General features: G+C 43.2%; 10 protein-coding genes. 2 read left to right on the top strand and 8 right to left on the bottom strand.

From position 1 onward, the window contains the following. Window positions 1–2: 2 nt before the first annotated feature. The 8 genes from FC60_RS08640 to FC60_RS08605 form a co-directional block, all read right to left on the bottom strand. Complete coding sequence (locus FC60_RS08640) at window positions 3–320, bottom strand: cation-transporting P-type ATPase (protein WP_056937979.1); 318 nt, start codon at window positions 318–320, stop codon at window positions 3–5. Window positions 321–468: 148 nt separating this feature from the next. Beyond that, a complete protein-coding gene (locus FC60_RS08635; protein ID WP_056937978.1) occupies window positions 469–2,052 on the bottom strand; it encodes a hypothetical protein in 1,584 nt (527 codons plus the stop codon). A gap of 268 nt (window positions 2,053–2,320) precedes the next feature. Beyond that, window positions 2,321–3,751, bottom strand: a complete 1,431-nt coding sequence (locus tag FC60_RS08630; RefSeq protein WP_056937977.1) for an MDR family MFS transporter — start codon at window positions 3,749–3,751, stop codon at window positions 2,321–2,323. Window positions 3,752–3,885: 134 nt separating this feature from the next. Beyond that, window positions 3,886–4,851 carry a ketopantoate reductase family protein gene (locus tag FC60_RS08625; RefSeq protein WP_056937976.1) on the bottom strand — a complete coding sequence of 322 codons (966 nt, stop codon included), beginning with the start codon at window positions 4,849–4,851 and terminating at the stop codon, window positions 3,886–3,888. Window positions 4,852–4,866: 15 nt separating this feature from the next. Continuing rightward, window positions 4,867–6,045 (bottom strand): pyridoxal phosphate-dependent aminotransferase, encoded by a 1,179-nt coding sequence (locus FC60_RS08620; RefSeq protein ID WP_056937975.1) that lies wholly within the window; start codon window positions 6,043–6,045, stop codon window positions 4,867–4,869. A gap of 61 nt (window positions 6,046–6,106) precedes the next feature. Further along, window positions 6,107–6,871: carbon-nitrogen family hydrolase (locus FC60_RS08615; protein WP_156399316.1), on the bottom strand; the 765-nt coding region annotated here is incomplete at its 3' end. 78 nt (window positions 6,872–6,949) lie between these two features. Next, window positions 6,950–8,290, bottom strand: a complete 1,341-nt coding sequence (locus tag FC60_RS08610; RefSeq protein WP_056937973.1) for an aspartate aminotransferase family protein — start codon at window positions 8,288–8,290, stop codon at window positions 6,950–6,952. 276 nt (window positions 8,291–8,566) lie between these two features. Then, on the bottom strand, window positions 8,567–9,994 hold the full coding sequence (locus FC60_RS08605) for an APC family permease (protein WP_056937972.1): 1,428 nt from the start codon (window positions 9,992–9,994) through the stop codon (window positions 8,567–8,569). A 230-nt stretch (window positions 9,995–10,224) separates the two neighbouring features. Between FC60_RS08605 and FC60_RS08600 the strand changes: the two genes are divergently transcribed. Then, a complete protein-coding gene (locus FC60_RS08600; RefSeq protein WP_056937971.1) occupies window positions 10,225–11,082 on the top strand; it encodes a patatin-like phospholipase family protein in 858 nt (285 codons plus the stop codon). A gap of 8 nt (window positions 11,083–11,090) precedes the next feature. Further along, window positions 11,091–12,186 (top strand): acetyl-CoA C-acyltransferase (locus FC60_RS08595; RefSeq protein ID WP_235806120.1); only part of this gene is annotated, 1,096 nt, incomplete at its 3' end.

Below are 12,186 nucleotides of genomic sequence, written 5' to 3'. Positions count from 1 at the left end.
ACCTATGAAAACTTGACAGATACTAAATCGATTGTGACATTGAATATTAATAGGACCAGAATGATAATAAAGTCGTCCCAGTGCCCAATGATCGCTGAAATAACCGCTGCTGCTTCGATCATATATTCAATTGGACCCATAAAAGCGTGAATCAGTTTGTGCATGAAAGTCTCTTCTTTGGCTTCCAATGCATTGGGACCATACTGAGCCAAACGCTTTTTTGCTTCCGCTGATGAAAGACCTTGCTTTTCATCAGCCTGTAAATTGGATATAACATCAGTCAGTGGTGCTTTTTCCAGATCAATTTGACTGTTTGCCATAGTCAACACCTCCATAACCGTTATTAAATCTTTATACCGCTGTTATACGATACGAGGTTATTATAGGACGATTATCTAAATTTGTTAACGCTTTCCATAATTTCTTCACAAACGTTAACAAATCTTAATTATTATTCCAATAATCTGGTTAATAAAAGATGATGATTAATAAGACCAGCCAAGTGATTAAGGTAATCGCCAAAGTTAAATAATTCCACCACGGCGCTTTGGTAGTAATTGTAATCCGATTCAAGACAGACTTTAGGTTTACCGTCAGATTTTGTCCAACGGGAACTTTTACCGATTTACCGTTAACCAATACCCGGTAATATACACCCTTAAAAATACTTAAATTCAATTTTTGCCTGCCAGCTTGAGAACGTTGTACTTCAATTACTTCTTTTGTTGCATTTTGTTCTACAACTTGATTGCCGGTTTCAATCTCCCCGGCGCTTTCTAAAGTATAGTTATAGGAATGCGATAAATTATATACAAGTTGGCGATATTGACGATTACTATGGATCCGGAACTGATTAACATCGTCTAAAGGCTTTTGATGATATAAGTAACTAGTTCGAACCCCACCAACGATCATCAGCACAGCCACTACCCCTGCCAGTAACCATTTTTTTCTAATTGACCAGTTAAGTTGTTGGAGAAACATCACTAATGCCGCCATGATTAACAGATCGACCAGTCCATACAGACGACCAGTAAATTGCATCTTATACAAGGCTTGGGCGAGTCCCGGAACGTGATCAACTGGTAGAAAAGTAAAGACATAAATACCGAATCCGGTCCAGATCCACTTTCGCCATGGTCCCCCATAAAAGATTGAGATCACAATTAATCCGACCAAAATAGCAAACATCAGGAGACCCAGGTTAAATTCGCTCGACTGATTAGGAATTTGATCCCTAATGGTATCTATTAAGCCTAAGCTAATCTTCACATTGGTAATTGTCTTTCCCGGAACCGAAAGCTGATTTTGCAAAATAAAGTAAATTAGATTGACTAAGGTATAGCAACTACCCAGGATGGTGATGCCAGCCGCCAATAAGAACTGCTTGATTTCAAACCAATTAACTCGTTGCATCAGTAGTCGTACCAGCTCGACGATGATCATAATGACCGTCGCATAGACACTGGTTAATAAGTGGGAATTTAGCATTAAGGCCATTCCAACCCCGAGAATTAACCCACCCTTACCTTGACGGTGCCAAATTCGAAGTATCCCCAGAAGCACCAAGGGATAAAAGGCATAGGCAAAAGATTCGCCAATATCAACCCGCGAGTATAAATCCAAGAGATGATAAGCTCCAAATTCATAAACCAGAACTCCGATTAACCGCAGACTCAGCTGATTAGTCAACTGGCGACTCAACAAATAAGCATTGACCATCGTCAAAAAATTAAGGACAACAAAACCAATGAAAAGGGCCGCTAGAGGTCCCACCAAAAACCGCGGCAGAATAAAAATTAAACTGGTTAACCAGGGATACATAGCGGTGAAAGCTGCGCCATCCTGGCGAAAACCAATCAGATTTACTAATGGTGGTAACTGACCACTTTTAAGGGCCTGATAAATTGATTCCCAGCGGGTCAAATGGACCATGGCGTCAAAAGAAGTTTTAAAGTTCCCATTCGCAAAAGCTGGCCAAGTAATCAGGCTGGCCAATAGTAAAAAGCTAACTACGAGCCCGACTGACTTTAGAATTCGTTGTTGTCGCATTGATAAATCCTCATTACTTTGTTATATATATTTATTTTACAAAGTAGAAGTGATTTATCTAGGAATCAATTTTAAAGAATCTTTTAAAAAAGAAGCTGGGCAAAAAAGCAATAAGGCGCCCTATTGGTCTAACCTAGAACGAATGTTGGTACGAAGCGGACCGACATGAGGTCGTAGTTAGACTCGTAGGGCGCGCTTTTTGACCGTAATTACGGGTGTGATCAAAAAATAGAGAGTGGAAAGAAATCACTCTTCCCACCCCCATTTACTAATTTAGGCTATCTTGTTTACGTTTAAAGAAAGACGCAATAATAATTCCAATAAAGGCAAAGCCGGCTGCCAATAAAAAGGCCGCATGATAACCATTTAAGACCGCAGTTAACTTTCCAGCAGCAGTCGTAAGATGTCGCACAGATTGACGGGTAACATCATCAAGCACTGAAGTCATTAAAGCCGTCCCGATCGCCGCGGCTACCTGACGAATGGTATTGTTAACGGCACTCCCATCCGCAAAAAGACTTAACGGCAATGAATTCATCCCCGCGGTAGAAGCGGGCATCATAACCATGGAAATTCCAACCATCCGAACTAAATAAATTAAGGCAATCCAGATGATGGAGAAAGTTTGATTAACGCCAACTAGTAGGAGGGTCCCAACAGTTAGCAAGGTCATCCCGATCATCGTTAGATACTTAGCCCCGTACTTATCAAAAATCCGGCCAGTTAAAGGACTTAAGAGTCCAAACATCGCCGCCCCTGGTAAAAGAACCAATCCCGATTCAAAGGCTGACAACTGATGAACATTTTGCAGGTAAATTGGAATGATCATTTCCACCCCCACCATCGCCATTCGAACAATCGAGCTTAGCGTGGTCCCGATGATAAACGGTCGGTGTTTAAAAACCCGTATCTCTAAAAATGGATGACTAATCTTTAATTGCCGATAAAACATTATGGCAACAATAACTGCCCCGACAATTAAAGAACCAATCACTAAAGGACTGGACCAACCATATGATCCAACAACCGAAAAACCATATAATAAAAGTCCGAAACCAAAGGTCGATAAAATTAATGACCACAGATCTAATTTGTCATCATTATTAGCTAAAACCGGATGGATAAAGAACCAGCCTAAAACAATTACTAACAAAACGATCGGCGCGATTAAGCGAAACAAATCTCGCCAAGTCATGGTATCAATAATAAAACCAGATAGAGTCGGACCAATCGCCGGTGCTAAACCAACCACAATTCCAGTATAGCCCATGGCCGTTCCCCGCTTTTCGGGTGGGAAGATCGTTAGCATAATGGTTTGAATCAAGGGCACCGTGACCCCGACGGCGAGGGCTTGAATTAGTCGACCAACTAATAAGATCGCAAAGCTAGGCGCTAGCCAGCAAACCACTGTCCCGACTTCAAAGACCACCATCGCCCCTAAATACAGATATTTTGTATTCAATCGATTACTTAGATAGGCGCTAACTGGGATCATCATCCCATTAACCATCAGAAATCCGGTCGTCAACCATTGAACAGTTGAGGTGTTAACTGAAAAATAGCGCATCAATGTTGGATAAGCCGTCGCTAAAATCGTTTGATTCAGAACGGTACAAAAAGACCCCGTCATCAAAATAATTACCATGATTAAACGATTATACGGTTGATTATTAATATCACGGACTGCTTGTTTTTCCATCTTATCACCACCCTTGGGATCATTGTCATGCTATAACATCACAGTTATTGTAAACGGGACTGATCAGTTTTTCAAACGCTTTCATATTTGAACCCAAACAAAAAGCCCAACCTATAACAGTTGAGCTTATCAATTTACTTTCTAAACTTCCGCGTATTTTCGGCCAAGTGAACTAAGCCACGCAAGAAATCATGAGTTTTGGCTTCGTAATTATATTTTTTACCCAAGTCATAAATATATCCGTTGATATAATCAACTTCCGTATTCCGGCCCTTTGACATATCTTGATACATTGACGGATAGTGTAAAGGATTAGAAACGGCCGACACATAACGAACGGTTTCCCATTCTTCCTGACGGGTGCTTAACAACTGAATTCCAGCCCGTTCACAAACATCAAAGGCTTCATCAATCAATTGGACCCCTAACTTTTCGGCTCCTTCATAATCAATAAATTGTCCCATTTGGATTTCAAAAAGGGTACATAAGGTATTGATAACCGAGTTAAAGACCACCTTAGTCATTAAGGTACCGTAGAAGTTATCATGAAGGGTTGGATTGAGATTAGCGGCCGTAAAGTCAGTCATGATTTGATTTAAAGTTTCCTGATCAAAGTCATCACTTTCTTTAGCCACATTGATACTACCAGCCCCAGACTTACCGATAAAGTCAACGTCGCCGGCTTGATTTAAGACCGTCCCGATTAAACAGGTTCCGGCAAGAACATGACTAGGGTCAAAGTATTGATTGATCTTTTCTACATGACCCATTCCGTTCATCCCAGAAAAGACATATTGCTTATCAGGATGGAAGAAGTGGGCACTACGGTCCAAAAGATCTTGTAAGGTCATTTGCTTAGCAAAAACAATAAAGACATCTGGATCGCCATTGTATTCTTCAGGTGAATAAATCTTGACCGGCACCAAATGTTTATTTTCATGGTCCCGCGAAACATAAACCCCACCTTGTTCTTTAATGGTATCAACTTGGGGTTGCCAATTATCTACAAATTCTACTTCCGCCCCGGCGTGTTCTTGGAGTAAAACCCCAAACCGTAAGCCCATTGCCCCAGCACCTAAAACCGTATACTTTAATGTCATGAATCTTCCTTCTTCCTAATTAAATAAATGTAATTGATCAATCCGGTTAACGGCTTCCTCTAACCGATCGGGATCGATTAACAAGCCAACCCGAACATAGCCTTCCCCATACTTACCAAACCCGTTCCCCGGCGCAACCGCAACTCCGGCATCATACAATAACTTATCGGCAAAGCTTTCACTCGTATAACCATCAGGAACCGGCATCCAAGCGTAGAAAGTCCCCTGCGGTGCTTTCGTGGTCCAACCAATTTTAGCCGCCGCATTAATGAAAGCATCCCGCCGAGACTTGTATAGTTGATTGAGCTTTTTAATTTCTAGATCCCGTTGTGGATCATTTAAAGCATCCTCGGCAGCTTTTTGTAAGGCTGGAAAGACGCTCACAAATAAGTGGTCTTGGATTAAATTCAAAGCCTTAATGATATCAGCATTTCCGACCGCAAAGCCCAGTCGCCAACCAGCCATATTAAAGGTCTTGGAGTAGGTATAAAATTCAATGCCGACTTCTTTAGCTCCTGGTACCTCCATGAAAGATACGGGATCCGCTTCATCAAAGCCTAGGGCACCGTAAGCGAAATCTGAAATAATCCCCACATGGTACTTTTTAGCCCACGCGACTAATTCCGTATAGAATTCCTTGGTAGCAACGGCTCCGGTTGGGTTATTAGGATAATTCAAATAGAAAAATTTCGCTTTCTGCGCCGTTGCCTCTGGGATCGATTCTAGATCGGGCAAGAAATCATGCTCTGCCGTTAGCGGCACTGTTTCAAATTTCACTTCACCCAAGGCTGCTCCTGACCAATAATCGGGATAACCCGGATCTGGTAATAACATTAAATCTCCTGGATTCATCAAGGCCCACGGGAGTTCAACCAATCCAATCTTGGATCCCCCTAGAATACATACTTCTTGGGCAGGATCTAATTGAACCCCATACTTTTCTTGATAAAAATTAGCCGCCGCCCGCTTAAAGGAAGGTAAACCTTGAAAGGGTGAGTACTTATGAGTTTTCGGATCAGCCACCCATTTTTGCGTACTTTTGACAATGTATTCAGGCGTGGGTTGATCTGGATTCCCTTGACCCAGATTAATTACATCGACCCCAGCTTTAATTTGCGCCCCCACTTTCTCCACTAAAGTTGCGAAAAATTGGGTTGGCAATTGATCTAATAATTTTGATTGTTCAAATTCCATACTTACTCCTCGTGCTTAATTGTATAAATTTGGTCGCCGATCTTTAAATACCGGAATTGGNTGGTCGCCGATCTTTAAATACCGGAATTGGTCCGCGGATCGATAAGGCCGCTTGGGGATCAAATTCGACTACTTGTAAACCAGCCTGATCATCCATTTGGGCAAGGACATTCCCCAGCGGATCCACCACCATCGAGTGGCCCCCAAAATGATCAGTTGGATTATCACCAACAGTATTCACCGCCACGACAAAGGCTTGGTTTTCAATTGCTCGAGCACGCACCAAAAGATCCCATTGTTCAATTCGTTTTTCTGGCCATTCCGCCGGTAAGTAAATAACCTGGACCCCGGTTTGGTTAACCGTCCGCCACCATTCAGGGAAACGCAGGTCATAACAAATAAAGGAACTTGATGGCACTCCGGCTAGTTCAAACCGATTGACTTGATTACCAGCGGTTAAGTATTGGTCCTCATTCATTAAGCCAAACAAATGAACCTTGCGATACCGACCAACCAGTTCTCCCGCTTGATTGAGCACGTAGGTTGTATTAAAAAATTGGTTACCCTCTTTCGTGGCCACTGATCCACCAACTAGGTTAAGTTGATTATCTTGAGCCAATTGGCTTAACAAGGCCTGGGTATTTTTACCATCTGGGTCCGCTAAGGTTGCCAATTGATCTAGGGCATAGCCAGTATTCCACATTTCGGGAAAAACCACTGTATCGGCTCCTGCCGCTCGTGCTTTACTTACGTATTCTTGAACCGTCGCCTGATTCGCAGCTGGATCACCATAGGCAATTGGGATCTGGGCTAAAGCAACTTTCATTACAACCCCTCCTTTATAAAATAAATAATTAATTAGATTCTAATCTTATTTTAATTAAAGCCAAGCAGGGATGTGGGATTACCAGCCCATATGCCCAGCTGGTAATTCCAATTTACCCGCTGCTAATTCACTAAAAGCTTGATCCAGTACATCAAAGGCCTGATCGAGTTGCTCTTCAGTGATCACCAACGGTGGTTGGAACCGTAAGATATTACCCCGGAGACTAATAATAATGACGCCTAATTCAAAGGCCCGATACATAAGCTTCGTTGTCGCTTCGCTATCACCCTGACCAGTTTCAGGATCAATAATATCAATCCCCCCGTTTAAACCATACATCCGGACGTCACCAATGAAATCATATTTTGCTGCTTCTTGATCGAAGAACGCTTTCGCCTTTTTCCCTAATTCTGCTGAGCGTTCGACGAGATGTTCTTCTTCGATCACTTCAAAAGTTGCTAACGAAGCTGCGGTCGTGACCGGATTACCGGCAGTCGTAAAGAGATGTCCCGGCGCTCCCAATGATTCCATGATTTCTTGACGACCGACGACAGCACTTAACGGTAGTCCCGAAGCTAAGGATTTCCCTACTGACATCAGATCGGGTTCGATTCCATCAAAGTTTTGGATCGACCACCATTTTCCAGTCCGCCCCATTCCTTGATTGATTTCATCAATACAAAAGAGAATTCCGTTGGCCTTGGCAAAATCATAGATTTTATGCATGTAAGCATCTGGAACCTTAATCAAGCCCCCGTCCCCTTGAATCGGTTCAATTAAGATTGCCGCCACTTCTTCAGCTGGGAGGTAAGTTTCAAAAGGTAATTTAAAGGCCCGAAACATCCGATCGACAAAGTTGGCCTCTGATTCGCCGCTTTCTCGTTCCCATGGATCTGGGAATGGGACTTTCACAATTCCTGGCAATAATGGTCCCATTTTTCGGGTCATGTTTAAGCTCACTGAAGAAGCCGTCATCGAGCCGTATGTCGATCCATGATAGGCTCCCGTAAAGGTCACAATGTATTGCCGACCCGTGTAGGCCCGCGAAAACTTGATAATGGCATCATTCGCATCAGAACCTGAATTTCCCCAGGCAACTTCAACTGGTCCACTCATTGGAGCTAATGAAGCTAGTTTAGGCGCTAATTTGGCCCCGTTCGTGTTAGCGAAATAAGCTGGTGTGTATTGTAATAATTTTTGGGCTTGATCCGTTACAGCCTTCACGACCTTTGGATGGGCGTGTCCTGTATTAGTGGAAGAAGCACTGGCTAAGAGGTCAATATAGTCATTCCCGTCTACATCAGTAATGATGGCACCCTTCCCATGGTCAATCACAATATCATAGTATTTAATCCGCGCTGCTGATGAAAAGGCCTGCGCTTCCGCATCCAAAAGTTTTTTACTCTCTGAAGTATCCATCTTGAAGTTCTCAACTTTCATAAATTAACATTAATTAAATTCTAATCAACTTATAATAAATGTCAAGGTTATTTGAATTAATTATCTAAAGAAAAACAAGCTGGACAAAAAGCATCGAGACGCTCCATAGGGATAACATAGAACGAATGTTGGTACGGAACGGACCGACATGAGTTCGAAGTTAGACTCGTGGAGCGTGCTTTTTGACCGTAATTACAAGTGTGATCAAAAAAATTAGGGAGAAACATTTGTTTCTCCCTAATTTTAGAAATATACTTATTTATCACGTTTTGCCAGGTAGGAATGACTACGACCATAGGCAAAGTAGATGATAACCCCGAGCACGAACCAAATTCCGGCATAGATCTTAGCATCGTTTGCCAATCCCCAGAAAACAATCAGAGAGGCCACAAAGGCTAAGGCTGGCATCACTGGATACCATGGCATCTTGAATTCTGGAACCGGAATATCTTTTCCTTCTCGACGCCGTAATGCGTAGATTCCCAAGGAAACGAACATGAAGGCAATCAGCGTCCCGGCTGAAATTAGTTGTGACAAGAAGGCAAATGGGAAGAAGGCCCCAATGACCACTGTTAAGACCGTAATCGTCAACAAGGCATTGTTCGGGTTGTTCCGCTTATCAAGCTTCCCAAGCCATTTTGGTAACATTCCATCCCGACCAAAGGAGTAAGTCAACCGTGAACCAGCTAACGTCATCCCTAGCAAGGCCGTGAACATCCCAATAACCGCAATCGTTTGAACCACAGCAGCGACAACTGGGTGACCAGCAGTCCGTAAGGCCATCCCAACAGGTTCAGCCGTGTTCAACTTCGTATATGGCACCATTCCGACCAAGACGAGGGAAACAGCAACGAACAAGACTACGGCAATGGCTAAGGAACCAAGGATTCCCCGTGGCATCGTCTTACCAGGATTCTTTGCTTCCGCGGAGTTAGCCGCAATCGAGTCAAAACCAATGTATGATAAGAAGATACTTGAAACCCCGGCATAGATCCCTTGCCAACCACCAAAGGCCCCGTTAGCGGTTTCTTTGTAGGCTGGGATAAATGGATCATAGTATGAAGCGTGCAAAGCAGTTGCTCCAACAAAAATAAAGGTCAGAACCGCTAACACCTTCAAGGTAACCATAATGTTTTCAACCTTCGTGGCTCCGCTAACCCCTCGGGAAACCAAGAGAGCTACCAAAATGATTACTAAGGCTGAACAAAGGTCAATCACCCCACCGTCAGTCCCAAATGGATTTGACAAGGAAGCTGGCAACTTCAAGCCCCAAGTTGCTAAGAGGGGCCGGAAGTTAGCTGAGAAACCAGAACCAACAAAGGCGACGGCAATGATGTATTCAGCCAGCAGAGCCCAGCCGGCTACCCATCCAAAGAATTCACCAAAGACCACGTTGATCCATGAATATGCTGATCCGGCAAAAGGCATTGCTGCCGCCATTTCAGAATAAGCAAAAGCGACCAAACCGGCCACAACCGCCGCCAATAAGAAGGATAGCGACACGGAAGGACCAGCATGCAAGGCAGCCACTTCCCCAGGCAAGGTAAAGATCGCCGTTGAAACAATCGTCCCAACCCCAAGACCAATAAAGTCTTTTGTTGTAAGGGTTCGTTTCAAGTGACCATCCTTATCTTGATAGACGGACGGGTCTTCTTGACGCGTCATCGTTTTCCACAAACTCATATATTCCACATCTCTTTCTACTTGTTTTTCTTAATTAAAACCTTGAAATAGCCAAAGACTAATTAAGATTGAGTTATGATTTTTCTATTATAGAGATAATATCTGGTAATTTCAAGGTAATTTTAACTTTTATTTAATTATTTTCTAATTTTACCTTTCAAACACCAAAACCATGCTTTAAATTTGATCGTGATATAATAAAAACACGATTTTGTATTTGGAGGGATTAAATGTTATACAATGCAGCCTTAGTACTTGAAGGTGGTGCTATGCGGGGGCAATACTCGGCTGGAGTGACGGATGCCTTTTTGAAACACCATTTGGAATTTAAAACCGTGATTGGTGTTTCAGCCGGTGCTTTATGTGGTGCTAACTTTGTTTCCAAGCAATATGGGCGGATGGTGCATGTTAATACCCACTATCGTCATGACCCAAATTACATTTCTTCATTAAATATCATCAAAAAACAACCCGTCGTTAATCTTGATTTCTTATTTGATGATCACGGTTGGGACTGGAATAATTTTGATGAAGAAGCTTACCAACGCTCGGCCACTGACTTTACCATCGTCGCTACGAGTTTAGCGGGTAAAACCGTGAGCTTCACTAATCCTCTTGGTGAAAAATTAGTGGAAGCTTTAAAAGCCTCGTCGTCGATGCCCTTCTTATTTGACCCTCAGCCAACCGACCAGGGATTATGCCTTGATGGAGGTGTTACGGATTCAATTCCTTTCGATTTAGCGCAAGCCAAGGGCTTTGATAAGATTGTGGTCGTCCGGACCCGTCCCCGTGATTACCAAAAGAAAGCTACAAGTCCCCTTTTAAAACGACTTTACCAACGTCATTACCGTGATTATCCGAACTTTATTACCGCGGCGATTAACCGACCCGAAGTATACAACCAACAGGTTGCAACCTTAAATCAACTGGAAGACAAGGGCCTAGTTTATGTGATTGCTCCGGAAAATCCTGTGAAGGTCGGTCGATTGGAAAGCAATGTTAAAAAGATCCAGGCCCTTTATGATGAAGGCCAAGCCCAAGCTGAATCTTTAATCCCCGAGATCGAAAAATATCTAGCAAAGAATTGAGGTTAACTATGGAACGTGTAGCAATTGTCGGGGCCAGTCGAACCCCGATTGGCAAATTGGGTGGAGCTTTAGCAAGTTTAAGTGCTGACCAATTAGGTACCATTGTCATACAAGCGGCACTCAATCGAGCCCATGTTAATCCTGACCAAGTTGATGAAGTTTATTTGGGGTGTGCCATTCAAGCCGGAGCCGGGCAAAACGTGGCACGCCAAGCGGCAGTGAATGCCGGGATCCCCTATTCTGTTCCCGCCACAACCATTAATGTAATGTGTGGATCGGGCTTACAAGCCATCAATTTAGCCGCTAAAATGATTCAATATGGCGATGCTGACGTCATGGTAGCGGGCGGTACAGAAAGTATGTCCAATGCACCCTATTTGATTCCGAAAGGCCGCTTTGGCTATAAGTATGGTAACGCCGAACTGATTGATGCGGTTTATCACGATGGTTTAGAGGATGCTTTTTATCATTATCCAATGGGGATTACGGCAGAAAATTTGGTCCAACAATATGGAATTACGCGTGAACAATTGGACCGCTTTGCCTTAGAGAGCCAGCGTCGAGCCCAAGCAGCGCAACAAGCCGGCCGCTTTAAAAATGAGATCGTCCCAGTAACTTTAAAAACCAAACATGGTACCAAAACCATCATGGAAGACGAGGCGATCCGTGAAACTTCTTTAGGCCAACTAGCTAATTTAAAGGCTGCTTTCTTGGAAGACGGCGTAGTTACGGCGGGAAATTCTTCAGGGATTAATGATGGTGCCGCCGCCTTAGTATTAATGAAAGAAAGTCAGGCTAAGGTCCAGCATTTATCAATTATGGGTTATTGGGATGCTGGTAAATTAGCCGGCGTTGATCCCCAGGTAATGGGGATTGGTCCCTTAGTAGCCACTAAGAAGGTTTTGGAAGTTACTAATTTAACTGTTGACCAACTTGACCTAGTGGAATTAAATGAGGCTTTTGCGGCCCAATCGTTAATTGTAAAAGACCAATTGAACTTACCTGATGATAAGGTCAATGTGAACGGTGGTGCAATTGCCCTCGGTCATCCCCTTGGAGATTCTGGCGCCCGGATTGTCGTTACCCTTCTTTATGAAATGCAAC

It is taken from the genome of Limosilactobacillus gastricus DSM 16045 (assembly GCF_001434365.1).
GTDB lineage: Bacteria > Bacillota > Bacilli > Lactobacillales > Lactobacillaceae > Limosilactobacillus > Limosilactobacillus gastricus.
Note: the sequence above shows the minus strand (reverse complement) of the source record. Positions and strands in the feature narration are given on the sequence as shown.